Origin of the sequence: Pseudophaeobacter sp., from assembly GCF_039971195.1 — a bacterium.
In the GTDB taxonomy this organism is placed as follows: Bacteria; Pseudomonadota; Alphaproteobacteria; order Rhodobacterales; family Rhodobacteraceae; genus Pseudophaeobacter.
Window position 1 is genome coordinate 1 of sequence record NZ_JBDWPJ010000025.1, and the last position, 18,186, is coordinate 18,186.

At 57.8% G+C, this 18,186-nt stretch carries 15 protein-coding genes; 6 read left to right on the forward strand and 9 right to left on the reverse strand.

Going from position 1 to position 18,186, the window contains the following annotated elements; all coding sequences use genetic code 11:
* Positions 1-184, forward strand: a 184-nt coding sequence (locus ABJP42_RS01720) for an N-acetyltransferase (protein ID WP_490363172.1), incomplete at its 5' end; no start/stop codon positions are given.
* 93 nt (positions 185-277) lie between these two features.
* The gene (locus tag ABJP42_RS01725; RefSeq protein ID WP_348338174.1) at positions 278-1,138 is read left to right on the forward strand and encodes a CobW family GTP-binding protein; all 861 of its coding nucleotides are present in this window, start codon (positions 278-280) and stop codon (positions 1,136-1,138) included.
* Between the two features lie 7 nt (positions 1,139-1,145).
* Here the strand turns inward: ABJP42_RS01725 and ABJP42_RS01730 are convergent, their stop codons facing one another.
* The 8 genes from ABJP42_RS01730 to ABJP42_RS01765 all read right to left on the reverse strand — a co-directional run bounded on the left by ABJP42_RS01730 (position 1,146) and on the right by ABJP42_RS01765 (position 9,897).
* The gene (locus tag ABJP42_RS01730) at positions 1,146-2,825 is read right to left on the reverse strand and encodes an ABC transporter permease (protein WP_348338175.1); all 1,680 of its coding nucleotides are present in this window, start codon (positions 2,823-2,825) and stop codon (positions 1,146-1,148) included.
* Positions 2,826-3,035: 210 nt separating this feature from the next.
* On the reverse strand, positions 3,036-4,253 hold the full coding sequence (locus ABJP42_RS01735; RefSeq protein ID WP_348338186.1) for a phenylacetate--CoA ligase family protein: 1,218 nt from the start codon (positions 4,251-4,253) through the stop codon (positions 3,036-3,038).
* 17 nt (positions 4,254-4,270) lie between these two features.
* A complete protein-coding gene (locus ABJP42_RS01740) occupies positions 4,271-5,107 on the reverse strand; it encodes an ABC transporter ATP-binding protein (RefSeq protein ID WP_348338176.1) in 837 nt (278 codons plus the stop codon).
* A gap of 133 nt (positions 5,108-5,240) precedes the next feature.
* Positions 5,241-6,524 (reverse strand): ABC transporter substrate-binding protein, encoded by a 1,284-nt coding sequence (locus tag ABJP42_RS01745; protein ID WP_348338177.1) that lies wholly within the window; start codon positions 6,522-6,524, stop codon positions 5,241-5,243.
* A 95-nt stretch (positions 6,525-6,619) separates the two neighbouring features.
* Positions 6,620-7,696 (reverse strand): branched-chain amino acid ABC transporter permease, encoded by a 1,077-nt coding sequence (locus ABJP42_RS01750; RefSeq protein ID WP_348338178.1) that lies wholly within the window; start codon positions 7,694-7,696, stop codon positions 6,620-6,622.
* Between the two features lie 3 nt (positions 7,697-7,699).
* Positions 7,700-7,957 carry a hypothetical protein gene (locus ABJP42_RS01755; protein ID WP_348338179.1) on the reverse strand — a complete coding sequence of 86 codons (258 nt, stop codon included), beginning with the start codon at positions 7,955-7,957 and terminating at the stop codon, positions 7,700-7,702.
* 96 nt (positions 7,958-8,053) lie between these two features.
* Complete coding sequence (locus tag ABJP42_RS01760; RefSeq protein ID WP_348338180.1) at positions 8,054-9,049, reverse strand: branched-chain amino acid ABC transporter permease; 996 nt, start codon at positions 9,047-9,049, stop codon at positions 8,054-8,056.
* 29 nt (positions 9,050-9,078) lie between these two features.
* A complete protein-coding gene (locus ABJP42_RS01765; RefSeq protein WP_348338181.1) occupies positions 9,079-9,897 on the reverse strand; it encodes an ABC transporter ATP-binding protein in 819 nt (272 codons plus the stop codon).
* A gap of 88 nt (positions 9,898-9,985) precedes the next feature.
* Between ABJP42_RS01765 and ABJP42_RS01770 the strand changes: the two genes are divergently transcribed.
* Positions 9,986-10,171: a hypothetical protein gene (locus ABJP42_RS01770; protein ID WP_348338182.1), complete on the forward strand. Its 186-nt coding sequence runs from the start codon at positions 9,986-9,988 to the stop codon at positions 10,169-10,171.
* Between the two features lie 53 nt (positions 10,172-10,224).
* Here the strand turns inward: ABJP42_RS01770 and ABJP42_RS01775 are convergent, their stop codons facing one another.
* A complete protein-coding gene (locus ABJP42_RS01775; protein ID WP_348338187.1) occupies positions 10,225-12,189 on the reverse strand; it encodes an AMP-binding protein in 1,965 nt (654 codons plus the stop codon).
* A gap of 274 nt (positions 12,190-12,463) precedes the next feature.
* Here ABJP42_RS01775 and ABJP42_RS01780 point away from each other — a divergent pair, with 274 nt between their 5' ends.
* The 3 genes from ABJP42_RS01780 to ABJP42_RS01790 form a co-directional block, all read left to right on the forward strand.
* A complete protein-coding gene (locus tag ABJP42_RS01780; RefSeq protein WP_348338183.1) occupies positions 12,464-14,809 on the forward strand; it encodes a caspase family protein in 2,346 nt (781 codons plus the stop codon).
* A 355-nt stretch (positions 14,810-15,164) separates the two neighbouring features.
* Positions 15,165-16,724, forward strand: coding sequence for an SEL1-like repeat protein (locus tag ABJP42_RS01785; protein WP_348338184.1), 1,560 nt, complete (start codon positions 15,165-15,167; stop codon positions 16,722-16,724).
* A gap of 56 nt (positions 16,725-16,780) precedes the next feature.
* On the forward strand, positions 16,781-18,186 hold a 1,406-nt coding region (locus tag ABJP42_RS01790; protein WP_348338185.1), incomplete at its 3' end, for a PAS-domain containing protein.

The window sequence follows — 18,186 nt, forward strand, 5'->3', positions numbered from 1 at the left end:
GGAGGCCGAGGCGCGTCAATTGCAGAAAACACTTCTGGTTCTCGACACCCGTTCCGGCGACCCTTCGCAGCGCCTTTATGAAAGCATCGGCTATCAGGTGGCAGGATCCATCCCCGGATATTGCCGCAACCCACATACCGAGGCCTATGAACCCACGACCTATCTCTACAAGGCGATTGCCTAGAGATCTCACGGCCTCTGGACCTGACCTCGGGAGCTGCCTATAGCTCAGGCAAAAGGGCCCTTGGGGGAGCCTCGACTGGAAAGGGTCCGCTATATGAAACGACTGCCTGTCACCGTGCTCAGCGGCTACCTTGGCGCTGGCAAAACCACGCTGATCAACCGGCTTTTGGCAGAGGAACACGGGCTGCGGCTGATGGTTGTGGTCAATGATTTTGGCGCGGTGAATATCGATGATGCCCTAATCGAGGCCGAGGACGGTCAGACCCTGGCCCTGACCAATGGCTGCATCTGCTGCAACATGGATCAGGAACTGCAGATGGCCCTGCATAGGGTCGCGACCCAGACCGACCGTCCCGATCACCTGCTGATCGAGGCCAGCGGCATCTCTGACCCTGCCGCCATTGCAGGCACTATCCAGGACATGCCAGAGCTCAGCTATGGTGGTATCGTCACCCTGGTGGATGGCGACAATGCGGCAGAGCTGCTGGCAGATGCGGCGGTGGCAGAGCTGGTGCAACAGCAGATCTCTTGTGCCGATCTGGTTCTGGTCAACAAGACCGCTGCAATCCCAGAAGATCTGCACCACCAGCTATCACAGATTGGGGCCCGTGGCCTGCGGGTGTTGGATGAGGTGCCGCTGGCAGATCTGCTGTTCGATGTCCTGCCCCTGCCGCAATCGCAGGCCGTTTCCGCACATCCCGCCTTTGCCACCTGGCAGTTTCACAGCGCGCATCCGATTGATCGCAGATTGCTTGGTGACAAGCTGGCAGCGCGGCCCAAAGGGCTCTACCGGATGAAGGGGTTTGTGCTCACCTCTGGTGGTGCCTATGCGCTGCATATCGTGGGCCAGAATGTTGAGGCCAAACGCTGTGATGCTACTGAGACCCAGCTGGTAGCGCTGGGACCCAAAGATCAGATCAGCCGGGAAGAGATTGACGCCTGGTGGCGCAGTTAATCCGAGTTTACCGGCGGCGCCCCACCTGACGGCAGATCAGAATGACCGGCAGCAGCCCCACGGCCATGATCACCAGGGACGGCACTGCTGCGCCCTCCAGCCGCTCGTCCGAGGCAAGCCGGTAGGCCTGCACCGCCAGCGTGTCGTAGTTGAAGGGGCGCATGATCAGGGTGGCGGGCAGCTCCTTCATCACATCGACAAAGACAATGAGCAGCGCCGTCAGCAGACTGGGGGTGAGCATCGGCAGATGCACCCGGCGCAGCATGCCCAATGGCCCCTGCCCCAACGAGCGCGCCGCCGAATCCATGTTGGCATGCACCGTGGACTGGCCGCTCTCATAGGCACCAAGCGCCGCCGCCAGAAAGCGTACCATATAGGCTGCCACCAAAAGCCAGATCGAACCAGAGATCAGCAGGCCCGTACGGATCTCAAAATTGGCCCGCATCCAGGCATCCAGAGCATTGTCAAAGGCCGCAAAAGGCACCATCAGCCCCACCGCAATTACCCCGCCCGGCACCGCATAGCCGAGCCGTGACATATAGGCCGCAGCAGCGGACGGCCGACCAGGACGCAATCGCTGGTAAAACCCAAGGCAGATCGCCGCCAGCACAGTCAGAAGGGCCGCCAGGGTCGCCAGGGTCAGGGAGTTCTGCAAAAAGGCGATGTAGCGGCGGCTGAACAGATCTTGTTCAGACTGCAGCCCCATGTCGGCCAGAATGAACACCGGCAACAAAAAGCCAAAACAGACCGGCAGGGCACAAAGCACCCAGGCCGCGATGGCATGAACACCTTTGAGATCCGCTGGCGGCATCGCAGCGTGTTGCTTACCCGCCTGATGATAGCGCGCCTTGCCACGGGTGGTTCGCTCCACCACTGCCAGCACCAGGGCGAAACTCAGCAAGCATAGCGCCAATTGCGCCGCCCCGGCCCGGTCGCCCATGGAGAACCAGCTGGTATAGATACCGGTGGCAAAGGTCTGGACGCCAAAATAGGAGACGGTGCCAAAATCGGCGATGGTCTCCATCACCGCCAGCAACACCCCCGAAGCAATCGCCGGGCGTGCCATTGGCAGGCTGACCAGCCAAAAGGCTTGAAAAGCGTTTTTGCCCAGGGCCCGTGCCGCCAGAAAGGCGCCGCCGCTTTGCTGCAGAAAAGCCGCTCGCGCCAGCAGATAGACATAGGGGTAAAGCACCAGCACCAGCATCACTGCCGCGCCACCAATCGAACGGATCTCCGGGAACCAATAGTCGCGCGGCCCCCAGCCTGTCACCTCGCGCAGAGTGGTTTGAACGATACCGGGATGATCCAGAATGAAGGTATAGGCATAGGCCAGCACATAGGCCGGAAAGGCCAGCGGCAGGATCAAGGCAATCTCAAAAAACCGCACACCGGGAAACCGGGTCATGGTCACCAGCCAGGCCGCCCCGACCCCAATTGCCAGAGTGCCGATCGAGACCAGCGCCACCAGTCCAACCGTAGTCAGCGCATAGCGCGGCAAAACCGTGTCAGCCAGGTGCTGGATCGTATCAGTGCCACCGGTAAGGGCCGCCAGCGCCACTGCCACCATCGGCAGGATGCAAGACAGCGCCACCACCCAGGCCAGGAAGGAGAACACTTCGGTCCCGGATTTGCGGCCTCGGCGGTTGCCCTTGAGGGCGTAGTCTTCGGTCTTATCTACAGCAGTCATGCGCCCGGTCTTTGCTCTTTGCTGGCTCTCTCCCCCTTATGCGATCATTTTGGTCAGAAACTCCAGCGCCAAACCTGTCGCAGGGCAGATCGCGCGCCTGCGTTGCACCTGAAAACAAAAAACCCTCCGAAAGCACAAGGCCATTCGAAGGGTAAGGACACCGACATGCGGTGCGGGGAGGAGACGCCCCCGAAGGGGGCGCCAGAAGGTCTAGTCGTAGCTGCGCTGATCTTCGATCACCAAACCATCCTTGGGCAGTGCACCAGGAGAGACCACTTCGATCTTGCCCTTCATCTTCAGCACTTCAATCACAGATTTGCCAAAAGTGACCTCGTCACCGGCGTTGGCTTCTATCTGTACCGTCATGGTGTCCATCTCACCATCGCGGGCGGCAATGACGCGGGCTTTGACGATCTCATCATGTTTTTCGACCAGGGCTGCGACCTGCTCAGGGCGCACAAACATGCCTTTGATCTTGGTTGTCTGGTCGGCGCGACCCATCCAGCCCTTGATCCGCATATTGGTGCGGCCACAGGGGGAGACCCCCGGCATCATCGCCGAGAGATCACCCGTGGCAAAGCGGATCAGCGGATAGTCAGGGTTCAACGTGGTCACCACAACTTCGCCAACCTCACCGGGCGCAACCGGAGTGCCGGTACCCGGCGTGACAATCTCGACGATGACGTTTTCATCAACGATCATGCCTTCCATCGCCGGGCTCTCATAAGCGATATTGCCAAGATCAGCCGTGGCATAGCTTTGCAGGCAGGTGATGCCACGATCAGCATATTCCTGCCGCAGGCTGGGGAACAGCGCCCCACCGCCGACAGCTGCCTTGGTAAAGCCAAGGCTGATGCCCATGGTATCGGCCTTATCGAGAATGACCTTCAGATAGTCCGGCGTGCCGGCATAGGCCGTGGCGCCAACGTCGCGCGCGGCAGTCACCTGCAGCTCGGTCTGGCCGGTGCCTGCCGGCAGCACGGCCGCGCCAACAGCGCGGGCACCGTTTTCAAAGATCATGCCCGCTGGTGTCAGGTGATAGCCAAAGCAGTTCTGCACCACATCACCCTGGCCAATGCCAACCGCATGCAGGAACCGCCCCATGCGCCACCAGTCGTGATCCACCCCGCCCGGTTCATAAATCGGGCCAGGGGATTGAAAGATATGCGCAAAACCAGACGCAGGTTTGACCGTAAAGCCTCCAAAGGGGGCATTTCCTCCCTGGGCTTTGCTCAGGTCCGATTTGCGCAGCACCGGCAGGGAGACCAGATCAGCCGCCGAGGTAATGGCGCTGGCATCAATACCACCCAGGCTGTCGGCATAGCCAGTGGCCGTCTGCGCCCGGGCGATCTGCCCCGGCAGCGCCGCAGCCAGATCGCTGGCCCGCTGGTCGTCGGATCGGGTTTCGAGAGTATCAAAATAGGTCATATGCTCACCAATCCCTCTTAGCTCAGCCACCGCTTGCGGCGGCGATAGGAGCGCACATCACGAAAGCTCTTGCGGCCTTCATCGGACATGCCGAGGTAGAATTCTTTGACGTCAGGGTTTTCACGCAGTTCGGCGGCAGGGCCATCCATCACCACGCGGCCGGATTCCAGAATGTAACCGTAGTGGGCATAGCGCAGCGCCACATTGGTGTTCTGTTCGGCGAGGAGGAAGGTCACGCCTTCCTGTTCGTTGATCGACTTCACGATCTCAAAGATCTGCTCCACCAGCTGCGGTGCAAGACCCATCGAGGGCTCGTCCAGCAGGATGGTTTCAGGGCGGCTCATCAGGGCGCGGCCCATGGCCACCATCTGCTGTTCCCCACCCGAGGTATAGCCTGCCTGGCTTTTGCGGCGTTCCTTCAGGCGTGGGAAGTAGTTGTAAACCATTTCAAGGTCTTGCTGAATATTGGCCCCACCATCCGAGCGCGTATAGGCACCGGTCAGCAGGTTTTCTTCTACCGTCAGGTGCTCAAAACAATGGCGCCCTTCCATCACCTGGATCACGCCATTGCGCACCAGCTCGGCAGGGTCTGCATCGTGAACGTCCTTGCCGCGGTATTTCACCGATCCCTTGGTCACCTCGCCGCGCTCAGAGCGCAGCAGGTTAGAGATCGCCTTAAGGGTTGTGGTCTTGCCGGCGCCATTGCCGCCCAAAAGCGCGGTAATGCCGCCCTTTGGAACATTGAGGCTGACGCCTTTCAGCACCAGGATCACGTGATTGTAGATCACCTCGATATTGTTGACCTCTAGCAGGGTCTCGGCCTGCACATCAGTGGTGTTGGCTGCATCCAGCATCAAAGCTTGTCCTCATGCGGTCCAGGGCGCTGTTTCTTGGCGCGTCCGGGTCTGTTCGGGGTGGCGCGGCAGGCCGAGGCCGCCGCGCCGGATTAAGGCCCGACCCCACAGGCATGTGGGATCGGAATAGTCTTTAGTTACAACGGGCTTCGATGTTGTTTTCAGTCGCATAGGAAGCAGAGTCAGCTTCGATCAGCGGCTTGATCACGTCACCATCAGTCTTCTGGAAGTCAGCAATCAGGCTCCAGGTTTTGGACTCTGCGTCCCACTGGGTCACACCAACGAGGCCGGGGCCACCGTGGTTGTCACAGGAGACGTTGAAGGAGGGGCCAAAGTAGGGCATGCCGAGCGAGGACATACGGGCCTCAGGCATTTCCAGAGCTTCCATACCATCGCGCATCATCGCAGGGGTGATGTCGGCAGTACCGTGCAGTTCCTGAGCGGTTTTGGCCGCTTCAACAGCCAGCATCGCCGCATACATGCCACGGTTATACAGAACGTTACCGATCTGATCGCCGGCACCAGCGGCCTTGCCTGCATCAACAACATATTTCTGCATGTCGTCAAACACGGGGAAGTCACGGCCAACGTTGTGGAAGGTCACAGCCTTGTAGCCATCAGCAGCAGCGCCTGCAGACAGAACGTCATGCTCGGCACCGGACCACCAGACACCAATGAAGTTTTCCATTGGGAAACGGATGTTTGCGGCTTCCTGAATGGCAACCTGATTCATCACGCCCCAGCCCCACATCATGACAAAGTCAGGACGCTCGCGGCGGATCTGCAGCCACTGAGACTTCTGCTCCTGACCAGGGTGGTCAACAGGCAGAGTTGTCAGTTCAAAACCGTGCTTTTCAGCCAGCATTTCCAGGGTGCGGATCGGCTCTTTACCATAGGCAGAGTTGTGGAAGACCAGAGCAATTTTCTTGCCTTTCAGATCGCCACCGTTCTCGTCCAGCAGGTAGTTGATGATGCCCGAGGCGCCATCCCAGTAGTTGGCAGGGTAGTTGAACACATTGCCAAAGACCTTACCGTTGGCAGCCGATGTCCGACCGTAACCCATGGTGTGGAGTGGGATGCCGTCAGCAGCTGTTTTTGGGATCAGCTGATAGGTGATACCGGTGGAGAGCGGTTGATACACCAGGGCGCCTTCGCCTTTGGTGGATTCATAGCATTCCACACCTTTTTCGGTGTTATAGCCGGTTTCGCATTCGATCAGCCGCGCCTTGACACCGCCGATGCCGCCGTCACGCTCGTTTACGAGGGTGAAATAGTCAGCGTAACCATCCGCAAACGGGATACCACCCGCAGCATAGGGACCAGTACGATAGCTCAGCGATGGGAACACCAGGTCCGCCATAACTGGACCCGCTGCCATCATGGCGCCAAGCGCCAAAGTGGTTAGTTTCATTTTCATCGGTATTCATCCTCCCTTGGTCTCATCCGATAGTCGTCTTGGGGTGGCAGGTCCGTGATATTCTTGTCCCCGCCGCTCGTCTCATACCTTACCGCTTAGTGCGGGAAGGGCCACAATCTCAGTTTTTCTTTTGCGACGCGCCAGAGTTGCGCCAGTCCGTGTGGTTCCACGATCAGGAACAACACGATCAGTGCACCCACAATAACCAGCTGGAAATGCGCCACAATATCTGTTGGCCAGCCCAGCACATCTACGCCGACCACTTTCAGAACCACCGGCAGCAGAACCAGGAAGGCGGCGCCGGCAAAGGATCCAAAGATCGAGCCCAGACCGCCAATGATCACCATGAACAGCACCTGGAACGATTTGGTGATGCCAAAGGCTTCGCCGACTTCAACCGCACCCAGATAGAGCGCAAAGAACAGCGCACCCGAGATGCCGATGAAGAAACCGGAAACCGCAAAGGCTGTCAGCTTGGCTTTCAGCGGGTTCACCCCGATGATCTCTGCCGCGATATCCATGTCGCGGATCGCCATCCAGCTGCGGCCAACGGTGCCGCGGGTCAAGTTACGGGCGACAATGGCGCAGATGGTCAGGAAGACCAGGCAGAACAGATAGGTTGCCCAGGCCGGAGCATTGGGGCCAGTGATGATGATGCCAAAGACATCACGCTCTGGCGCGTTGATCTGGCCCGAGGCCGAATAGTTGTAGAACCATGGGACCCGGTTGAACACCCAAACCAGGAAGAACTGCGCCGCCAGTGTTGCCACCGCCAGGTAGAAGCCCTTGATCCGCAGCGAGGGCAGGCCAAAGAGCACACAGACCAGCGCCGTGATGCCCCCCGCCAGCAGAACATGCACAAACATGCTCACTTCGGGGAAAGCAGTCATTAGCTTGTAGCAGGCATAGGCGCCCACCGCCATGAACCCACCGGTCCCCAGGCTCACCTGACCGGCATAACCAACCAGAACATTCAGGCCGATGGCTGCGATCGAATAGATCAGAAAGGGCAGCAGAATGGCGCTGGCCCAATAGTCATTGATGGTGAAGGGAATGACCAGAAAGGCGACAAGCAGCACAAAGTAATACCGGTAGCGATCAAATTTGATCGGGAAGGTCTGGCTGTCCTGTTCATAAGAGACTTTGAAGTCTCCGGCTTCGCGATAGAACATGGGTTAGATGCTCCCCTGTTGCTGCGCGCGGTTACGATCCGCTGCGCTCATTTGATTGGATTTTTGCGCATATCCGCTCAGCTCGGCCGATTGGGCCAGGCGCAGATAGGCAATGATGCCGGTAAAGAGACCCGCCGCGGCCAACAGCGCCGAGGTGACGATCTGTGCTTCGGAAAATCCTGTGGCGCTGATGGCCAGGTATCCAAAGGCCCAGAAACCGGACCAGGCAATCACATTGATGATGGCGATAAGCTTCATCATGCATATTCTCCTAATTTGGCGGTGCGCCAGATGACGCGGGCTGCGGGGGTTTCTTTGCACGCCCCCAATTGGTGGGGGCGCAGTGATTGTTTTGGGTCAGACCCTCTCGATGATCTTCTCACCGAACAGGCCCTGCGGTCGGAACACCAGGAACAGCAGCGCCAGCACATAGGCAAACCAGTTCTCGGTGGCGCCGCCCACCATGGGGCCGATGGCGAATTCAAAGAGCTTCTCGCCGACACCGATGATCAGGCCGCCCACGATGGCGCCGGGGATTGAGGTGAAACCACCCAGCATCAGAACCGGCAGCGCCTTGAGCGCGATCAGCGACAGCGAGAACTGCACGCCCGATTTGGTGCCCCAGACGATCCCGGCCACCAGGGCGACAAAGCCCGCAACCGACCAGACCAGAACCCAGATGAAGTTCAGCGAGATACCAACCGACAGCGCCGCCTGGTGATCATCCGCAACAGCCCGCATGGCGCGGCCCTGTTTGGTGTACTGCGCGAACAGTACCAGACCGGCCACCAGGAAGATGGCAATCACGGTAGCAACGATATCCAGCTGATCAATGAAGAAGCCGTAGAAGTTTTCCGAGCCCAGACCCGCGGTCATATCTTCGATCCAGAAGGAGCCACCCTGTGGCAGGCCCACGTCGAGCTTTTTGATCTCGGAGCCCCACATCAGGTCAGAGAAACCTTCGAGGAAATAGGCCAGACCAATGGTGGCCATGAACAGAATGATGGGTTCCTGACCAACCAGATGGCGCATGACGATGCGCTGTACCAGCCAGGCAAAAATCACCATCACACCAACAGTCAGCAAGATCGCCAGCAGCGCCGGCACATGCCAGCCAAAGTGGTGCACCTCGGTGCCAAACATCGCATTGATGATATGGCTAAAGGGAACCTGCCCCTGCATGATGCCCACCAGGGTCATCGCGGCAAACAGCGCCATGACGCCCTGGGCGTAGTTGAAAATGCCGGAAGCCTTGTAGATCAGGACAAAGCCCAGCGCCACAAGCGCATAAAGCACCCCGGCCATCAGCCCGTTGAAGAAGACTTCGGTTGCAAAAAGAAACTGGTCAGACATCAGTCACTCTCCTCATATCTGTCAGAACTTTAGTCATGTGCCACACCAAGATAGGCGTCGATGACGGCTTGGTTGTTGCGCACGTCGTCCGGTGTGCCATCACCGATTTTCTTGCCGTAATCCATCACCACCACACGGTCGCTGAGATCCATCACAACACCCATGTCATGTTCGATCAGGGCGATGGTGGTGCCAAATTCGTCGTTCACATCCAGGATAAAGCGGGACATGTCCTCTTTTTCCTCGACGTTCATCCCGGCCATCGGTTCATCCAGCAGCAAGAGCTTGGGCTCCGCTGCAAGCGCCCGCGCCAGCTCAACCCGTTTTTTCAAACCATAGGGCAGACGGCCCACCGGGGTTTTACGGATGTGCTGAATTTCAAGAAAGTCGATAACCTTCTCAACCACTTCACGGTTGGCGGTCTCTTCCTTCTCGGCCTTGCCTTTCCACAATGCCTGCTGAAACAGCCCGGCTTTCATATGGTTCAACCGGCCGGTCATCACGTTGTCCAGCACGCTCATGCCTTCAAACAGGGCGATGTTCTGGAAGGTCCGGGCGATGCCCTGCTGAGCCACCTCATAGGGGCGCATCTGCGGACGTGTCTTGCCGTGATATTCAACAGTGCCTTCCTGCGGTACGTAAAAACCAGAGATCACGTTCAGCATCGAGGACTTACCGGCACCGTTGGGGCCGATGATGGCGCGAATTTCGCCTTGGCGAATATCAAAAGAGATATTTTCGATCGCCACCACACCGCCAAAGCGCAGGGTGATGTTTTTCATTTCCATCACCACGCCGCCAATGGTGCGGCCGTCCTCGGTGACATAGCTATCGGATTGGTCAAGCATGAGCGACGTCTCCATTATTCTGCCACACTAAAATGTTAACCATTTTAGTGGACACTTGAGAAAGATGAGCAGCAAGGAGATCCCTGCAATGTTTAGCGAATTCGAGCACAACTGCCTGTTGGAGATGGCGCTTGAGTGCAGACGCAAAGGCCTGTCTCAATCCGAAAGCCGTGCGAGCATCAGGTCGCGCACCCGTGGGTTCAGCGCTCCGCTGATGATCCGCCGGGTAGTGCATACCGCCTTCCACCCCGAACACTGCCCCGACCTGGTCTGAACACAGACCAAGCGGTTCAGAACGGGCAAAACGCCGGTCTGAGTTTTGAATACTCATTCGGCAGCCACCCGCTGCTGCGCTGAGGCCGAGAGGTCAGCGTCAATAATGGTCAGCGTGGCACTGATAGAGCCCTTGCGGCCGTCCTCATAGGTAACTTCGGTGGTTGTCGAAATCTCGCCCGAGCCGTCATAAAGCGCCCCGATGATATCTGAGAATTTGTCTTCCACGATCCGACGACGCACCTTACGGGTCCGGGTCATCTCGCCGTCATCCGCATCCAATTCCTTGTGCAGAACCACAAAGCGATGCACCTGACAGCCTGACAGCATCGGATCCGCGGCAACAGATTCATTCACCGCCGAGACATGTTCCCGGATCGACTGAAGCACCTTGGGGTGCCCCGCCAGTTCCTGGTAAGAGGCATAGGCAATGTTATTGCGTTCCGCCCAGTTGCCCACCGCCGAGAGGTCGATGTTGATAAAGGCAACGCAACGGTCCTTTTCATTGCCAAACAGCACCGCCTCGAGGATGTCGGGATAGAACTTCAGTTTGTTCTCGACAAATTTGGGCGCAAACATGCTGCCATCAGCCATCTTGCCAACGTCCTTGGCCCGGTCGATGATACGCAGATGGCCAGAGTCTTCCTCAAAGAAGCCCGCGTCACCCGTTGCAACCCAGCCCTCGGGGTCTTTGGTATCTGCGGTGCTCTCAGGGTTTTTGTAGTATTCCACAAAGGTACCCGGGGAGCGGTAGAAGATCTCACCATTGTCGGCGATGCGGATTTCCACATCCGGTGCCGGCACGCCAACAGTATCCGCCCGCACTTCGCCATCAGGCTGCACGGTGATGAATACGGTGGCTTCGGTCTGACCATAAAGCTGTTTGAGGTTGATCCCCAGCGAGCGATAGAATTCAAAGATTTCCGGACCAATGGCTTCACCGGCGGTATAACCGACGCGCACATTACCAAAGCCAAGCGTGTCTTTCAGCGGGCCATAGACCATCAGGTCGCCAAGCTTGTATTTCAGCCGGTCCATCATGCCTACGGGCTTGCCATCCAGGATGCTGGGGCCGACCTTTTTGGCGTGTTCCATGAAATAGTGGAACATCTTGCGCTTGAAGTTACCGGCGTCTTCCATGCGAATCATCACATTGGTCAGCTGGGTCTCAAACACACGGGGTGGCGCAAAGTAGTAGCTCGGGCCGATCTCACGCAGATCGGTCATCATGGTCTCAGGGCTTTCCGGGCAGTTCACACAGAACCCGGCCCAATAGGCCTGACCAATCGAGAAGATGAAATCGCCAACCCAGGCCATCGGCAGATAGGCGAGGATCTGGTCGGTCTGTTTCAGCTTGTCAAATTCGCAAGCGTTCTTGGCGCTCTCGATGATATTGCGGTTGGACAGAACCACGCCCTTGGGCTTGCCGGTGGTGCCCGAGGTATAAAGCATCACACAGGTGCTGTCATAGGTCAGCTTGGCGCGGCGCTCGTTCAGATCGGTGATCCACTCATCATAGGCCGCACGGCCCTGGTTCTGAACATGGGAATACTCATGCAGCGTGTGGTGATCATATTTACGCAGACCCCGCGGATCGAGGTAGATCAGATGTTCGAACTGGTGCAACTGGTCCTGCACCTCGATCACCTTGTCGACCTGCTCCTGGTCGGCAGCGATTACAAAACGTGCGCCACAGTGATCCAGCACATAGGCCATCTCTTCGGCGTTGGCGTCCTGATACAGCGGCACTGGAATGGCGCCCACGGATTGGGCTGCGACCATCGACCAGTACAGGTAGGGGCGGTTGCCACCGATGATGGCGATGAAATCGCCTTCATTCACACCCAGATTGATCAGACCAAGTGCCAGTGACTCGATCTCCTTGGCGGTTTCCGCCCAGGTCCAGGACTGCCAAATACCAAATTCTTTTTCCCGGTATGCCGGCTGATCACCGAATTCCGATACGTTGCGTTCAAGCAGCGCCGGCAGGGAGAGTTTCCCCACAGCGCCTGACTGCATCTGAGCCAATGTCTTTCTCCTCCCATTCCGGCCTTCCTCGACCGGCAGATCGCTGTCACACGATTCTGGTCCCGATTAGGGACTGCCTCATGCTAACCGGTCAACTTTTTCGTGAAGTTTTCTCAAATCTAACGAATTGTAACAGTGCCCTCAGGGCTCTGATTTTCAACATTTCAACTATTGGGAGAAAGGCGGCGTTGTCTCTGCTCTTGCCAAGATGGGCATAGGTCGGCCAACATTGCGCTAGGGTGAGTATTGGGTGACGGAGGTTAAAATGCGGCAAATTCTGGCTTTGATTTTCGCCCTGTTTCTGGCAACTCCTGCCTCGGCGGCTCGCCACGCCTTCATCCTCGGCAATTCGGACTATGCCGAGCTCGGGGATCTGGCCAATACCCATGCAGATGCCGAAGCCTATGCCAAAGCATTGGGAGATCTAGGTTTTAACGTCACTCTGACCAAGGATCTGACCCGACGCCAGACCCTGCAGGCCTTTTACCGTTTCCTGAACACCGTGGCGCCTGGCGACGATGTTGCCTTTGTCTATTCCGGACATGGCTGGAGCAATGGCCGGGTCAACTACATCGTCCCAACAGAGGTTCAAAGGCCGCAGCCCGAATTTCAAAAGCTGCTGGAAGACGCCACCATCCCACTTCAAAACGGTCACAACGGATTGCTGGACGAGCTGGAGGCCAAGGGGGTTGCCCTCACCATTGCGGTGATTGATGCCTGCCGGGACAGCCCGTTTTTGCAAACACCGGGTACAAAATCCATCGGCGTAACCCGTGGGCTGACTCCGATCCTGCCGAGCACCGGTACTTTCATTGTCTACTCTGCCGGCAAAGGCCAGCAGGCCCTGGATCATTTGCCAACGGATAGTCCCGATCAAAAACTCTCGGTCTTTACCCGCAATTTTGTCCAACACCTCAAACCTGGCACCTATCTGCAGGACGCCATCCTGGATGCCCGCAGACTGACGAGACAGCAGGCTGCCTCCTATGATGGGCACCAGCAACTGCCTGCCTATTACGACCAAACCACAGAACGCATTTGCCTTGCAGGGCAATGCGGCGCCGCGGCCAACCCGGTGGATGAGACGCCAGAGGATCCGGTCACGTCGGCAGCGCTGGATCAATGCAGCGCCCTGTTCAAAGTCGCGCAAGAGACCAATCAATGTTACGCCTATTCGGCCTATCAGACCCATTGCGCCGATCACATTCTTGCGCCTGTCGCTGATGCCTATATGAGGCTACGCTGCGAAGCTGAAACGGTGACAGCCTCAGTTCCCCCACAAACCCGCGCACAAACGCAACCTGAGATACAGCCGACCACGCAAGCCTTGGCCACCGCTCAGCCTGAAGCCAGCCCGCCTGAAACAACAGTGGCTGAGCCAGCTCAAGAAGACGCCACCCCGGAACCTGATCCGGTTCTGGCTCTGATGTCCAAACACAAAGGCGGCGGTGCTGCTGCGACTGCCGAAGCACCTGCTCCACCTCAGAACCTCACCCCTGCGACCCCATCGCCACGGCCTGCCGCTCTCACCGAACCAAGTCTCTCTGCGCAACAGGCTGCCTTGCAATCCTGCGCTGATGCAGCCGGTCACCCGAGGCACCCCCTGTTAAACGGCCAGCGGATCGCATCATCCGGCATAGAGTGGAAGGCCTTGAATGCGGATCAGGCCATTGCTGCCTGCCGGCGGGCAGAGCAGCTCAACCCCGACACCCCCATGGTGCAGGCCTTTCTGGCGCGCGCCTATGACAAGGCCGACAATCTGCCCCGCGCGCTGTCCTATTATCGCGAGGCCGCAGCGGCCCAAGACCCGATGGCCCAGACCAATCTGGGGCTGATGTACCGCAAGGGCCAGGGGGTCACCGCAAACGATCAGATTGCGGTGAGCTGGCTGCGGCGGGCGGCAAATCAAGGCTATCCGATTGCCGAAACCCAGCTTGGCTGGATGTATGAAAAGGGCCGCGCGGTACCGCAAGATGATGGTCAGGCAGTGTCCTGGTATCGCAGGGCGGCCAACCAGGATCATCCTCGGGCGCAGTACAATCTGGGCTGGATGTATGAAAATGGGCGTGGCGTCAGCCAAAGCCATTCCAGAGCGCTCTCCTGGTATCGCCGCGCTGCAAAATCCGATTATCTGAACGCGATCTATAAGATTGGCATATTCTACCGCGAAGGCCGGGGCATCACCCAGGATGATCGCGAAGCGGTAAATTGGTTCCGTCAAGCCGCCAATCAGGACCTTGCCAAGGCACAGACTTCGCTGGGCTGGATGTATGAAAAGGGCCGCGGCGTGCCACAGGACACCAGCACCGCCCTGCGCTGGTACCGCAAGGCCGCTGCCCAGGGTGATGCCACTGCCAATGTCAACCTCGGCGTACACTATGAGCTTGGCCGCGGGGTGACCCAAAACGACCAGCGCGCGGTCGCCTATTACATCGAAGGATTGAAACTCGGCAGCGAAACCCCATTGGGCTGGTCCAATGGTTCCTGGCGACAAAGCACCCTGAGGTTAATGCAACGCGAGCTGCGGGACATGGGGCTCTACTCCGGCTCCATTGATGGCAAAGCTGGCCCCGGCACCCACGCCGCAATGCGGGCGCTAAAAGGAAGATAGGCCAAGGGCCTAGCGGCAAATCCACAGAGGTTTCAGGGCTGTATGAGACCTTTGGCACAGGCAGTCTGCAGCTTAAAAACTGGTCCCCCCTTGCCAAGGGCACATTCAAACTGCCAGTATTCCCCTACATTTTTTTGTATTTTTAGTTGTCATTCTTTTTCACACGGGGATCCACATGGCCCGACTATTGTTTTTCGTTTTTGCTCTTTTCACTGCTCCCTTGGTCCAGGCAGAGACCTTTCCAAAATGTGACGCGATGTTAGCCGTTGCATCCATGAGGAAGAGTTGTCTTGATTATTCGCGCTTCATATCCCAATGCCCCGAGAGTCCTTTCCTATCGTCAGCCGAAACCTACATGACACTGAACTGTCGCGACTTCGAAGCCGACGGAAATACTCAGCAAGCTTCTCCCTCCGAAAACGTCATGGCAAAGGCATCCGTCTGTACCGATCTTGCTGCACCTCCGGGTCATCCGGTCCTGCAAAGCTCAAACCTCCAATCAAACGGCGTCACATTTTCAGATCTGAACCCGGCCAAGGCTATTCCGGCCTGTCTTTACGCGTTCGAAAAGTATCCATTCTTTCCCCATTTCCAAACATTCCTGGCCAGAGCTTTCCTTAAAGGAGGCTACGATCAACAGGCTTTGGAGCATTATCACGCAGCTGCCGAAGCGGGGGAACCCTACGCTCAGAGTGACTTGGGGCAGCTGAATCTCGGCGGCATTGGGATGGAGAAAGACTTCGCCCAAGCGAAACTGCTGTTCGAAAAAGCTGCGGAAAAAGGCGTCGCCAGGGCGCAGCACTACCTCGGAATCATCCATAACCAAGGCCATGGCGTCCCTCAAGATCCAGAGGAAGCATTTGCTTGGTTCCTAAAAGCTGCCGAACAAGGACTAGACGAGTCACAGTACAATCTCGCGGCGATGTACGATATCGGCAACGGAGTGGCGCAAAGCCATGACGAAGCTTTCAAATGGTACCACAAGGCTGCTGAGCAAGGCCTAGCCGGGGCACAGGTCAATCTTGGCGTATTATATTCTCGGGGCCAGGGGGTCGCGCAAAACCCTGAAGAGGCTTTTAGATGGTACCACAAAGCCGCTGTGCAAGGCCTAGCCCAGGCTCAGGCCAACCTCGGGATGATGTACGATGATGGCTATGGTGTAGCGCAAAACCACGAAGAGGCGTTCAATTGGTACCACAAAGCCGCAGAACAGGGGTTCGCCCTGGCTCAGCTCGATCTCGGAGTGAAGTATGCTAACGGCCAAGGTGTAACGCAGAACTACAACGAGGCATTCAAATGGTACCAAAAGGCCGCTGAGCAGGGGATCGCGCAAGCCCAGGTCAGACTGGGCGAGATGTATACCTACGGTGATGGTGTGGCACAAAACCATGACACGGCATTCAAATGGTACCACAAAGCCGCTGAGCAGGGGATCGCTCTGGCTCAGTTCAATCTCGGGGTTATGTACGATGATGGCTATGGTGTAGCGCAAAACTATGACGAAGCCTTCAAATGGTACCAAAAGGCTGCTGAGCAGGGGCACGCCAAGGCTCAGTCCAATCTTGGCATACTATTTCAAAAAGGCCTCGGGGTTGCGCAAAGCCATGAGGAGGCTTTCAAATTGTACCAGAGCGCCGCATTGGGGGGAAATGCCAATGCGCATATCCTTTTGGCAAGATTGTATCAAACAGGAGCAGGAGTCAGGCAAAGTGACGGTGAGACCATCGCTCATATTGTGCTCTCGTTGAAAGGCCAGCACCCGTTTTTCCGCGATCTCGAAACAGGTCAATGGAAACCAAGTGTCCTGATCGGATTGCAGAAACATCTCCAGGGCCTTGGCATCTATCACGGGCCGATTGATGCCAAGGTCAACCCTGAACTGCGTGCGGCGATGCAGGTATTGATCGACGGCTGACCACCGCCTTACTTGCTCTTTTTGTCCAAGCTGCTACCCAGAGCCGGGGAGGAGCCATGAACAAACAGGACAAATCGCGGGCGGCCATGACCACGGCCGGGTTGAACCTGATTGCGCAGGCGATCTCGATCTATGACAGCGGGCTGCGGCTGGCTGTCTGCAACAACCGCTTTCAGGAAATGTTCAACCTGCCCAATGATCTGGTCAGTCCCGGTGCGCGGTTCGAAGACACCATCCGCCATATTGCGACCAGTGGTGAATATGGCCCGGTCGATGACATCGAAGATTTTGTCGCCGCCCGGGTCAAACAGGCGCTGGATTTTGAACCACACTATATCGAACGCACCCGCGCCAGTGGTCAGGTGATCTCGATCGAAGGCGCGCCGCTGCCGCAGGGGGGCTGGGTGGCGGTCTATACCGATATCAGCCGCACCAAGCGGGTCGAACAGCTGCTGCGCGCCAGATCCGAGGAAATGTCGGACCGGCTGATCTCCCATACCGAGGAGCTTTCGGCGACCAACCGCAAACTGGCGGCGACCATCACTGCGCTGGAAGAGGCCAAACGGCAGCTGACCGAGATCGAAGGCCGCACCCGTCTCACAACCGAGATGATGCCGGCCCATATCGCCCATGTCGATGCCGATGGCCATTACACCTATACCAACAGACGGCTGAGTTCGGTCTTTCCCAGCCGCCCCTCCGATATCCTCGGCATGCATATTTCAGATGCGCTGGGGGCCCAGGCCTTTGCCAAGATCGAACCGCATCTTATGGCCGCCTATGAGGGCAGCAGCCCGGTGTTTGAATTCACCGAAGCCCATGACAGCCGCCGCATTCGGGTTGCCTTTACCCCGGAGGAAAGCGGCGGGGTCTACATCCTGTCGATGGATGTCACCGAGGAAACCCAGGCGCGGGTTGCCCTGCAACAGGCGCGGCGTCGCGAAATGGCGGCGCAGATGACCTCGGGGCTGGCGCATGATTTCTCCAACCTCCTGACCATTATCCTCGGCATGCAGGGCAAAATGGAAAAGATGGAGCTGCCCCTAGCAGCGCAGGAAATGGTGCGCGGCACCCTGTCGGCGGCGCGGCGCGGCGGGCGATTGCTGAACCGGATCGGAGAGATGACCGGCCAGCGCAGCCTGCGCCCACAGGCGACCAATATGCATGCGCTGCTCTCTGAGTTGAAAATCCTCGCCACCCCGTCACTACCGCAGGGCGTGGGGCTCAGCGTGTTGGACAACACTCCGGATGTGTTGTTGCTGCTGGACGCGGGTAAGCTGCAGGATGCGCTGCTCAATCTGATCCTCAATGCCCGCGATGCCTGTGGCGTCAATGGGCAGATCACCGTCAGCGCCCATGTGGTGGGTCAGATCTGGCTGGAGATCAGCGTCACGGATACCGGCCCTGGCTTTTCTCCCGATGCGCTGAAAAACGCGCTGAACCCGTTTTTCACCACCAAGGG

Coding starts and splice junctions, on each gene's coding strand:
- ABJP42_RS01725 (WP_348338174.1), top strand. CDS start 278: ATGAAACGACTGCCTGTCACCGTGCTCAGCGGCTACCTTGGCGCTGGC.
- ABJP42_RS01730 (WP_348338175.1), bottom strand. CDS start 2,825: ATGACTGCTGTAGATAAGACCGAAGACTACGCCCTCAAGGGCAACCGC.
- ABJP42_RS01735 (WP_348338186.1), bottom strand. CDS start 4,253: ATGACCTATTTTGATACTCTCGAAACCCGATCCGACGACCAGCGGGCC.
- ABJP42_RS01740 (WP_348338176.1), bottom strand. CDS start 5,107: ATGCTGGATGCAGCCAACACCACTGATGTGCAGGCCGAGACCCTGCTA.
- ABJP42_RS01745 (WP_348338177.1), bottom strand. CDS start 6,524: ATGAAAATGAAACTAACCACTTTGGCGCTTGGCGCCATGATGGCAGCG.
- ABJP42_RS01750 (WP_348338178.1), bottom strand. CDS start 7,696: ATGTTCTATCGCGAAGCCGGAGACTTCAAAGTCTCTTATGAACAGGAC.
- ABJP42_RS01755 (WP_348338179.1), bottom strand. CDS start 7,957: ATGATGAAGCTTATCGCCATCATCAATGTGATTGCCTGGTCCGGTTTC.
- ABJP42_RS01760 (WP_348338180.1), bottom strand. CDS start 9,049: ATGTCTGACCAGTTTCTTTTTGCAACCGAAGTCTTCTTCAACGGGCTG.
- ABJP42_RS01765 (WP_348338181.1), bottom strand. CDS start 9,897: ATGCTTGACCAATCCGATAGCTATGTCACCGAGGACGGCCGCACCATT.
- ABJP42_RS01770 (WP_348338182.1), top strand. CDS start 9,986: ATGTTTAGCGAATTCGAGCACAACTGCCTGTTGGAGATGGCGCTTGAG.
- ABJP42_RS01775 (WP_348338187.1), bottom strand. CDS start 12,189: ATGCAGTCAGGCGCTGTGGGGAAACTCTCCCTGCCGGCGCTGCTTGAA.
- ABJP42_RS01780 (WP_348338183.1), top strand. CDS start 12,464: ATGCGGCAAATTCTGGCTTTGATTTTCGCCCTGTTTCTGGCAACTCCT.
- ABJP42_RS01785 (WP_348338184.1), top strand. CDS start 15,165: ATGACACTGAACTGTCGCGACTTCGAAGCCGACGGAAATACTCAGCAA.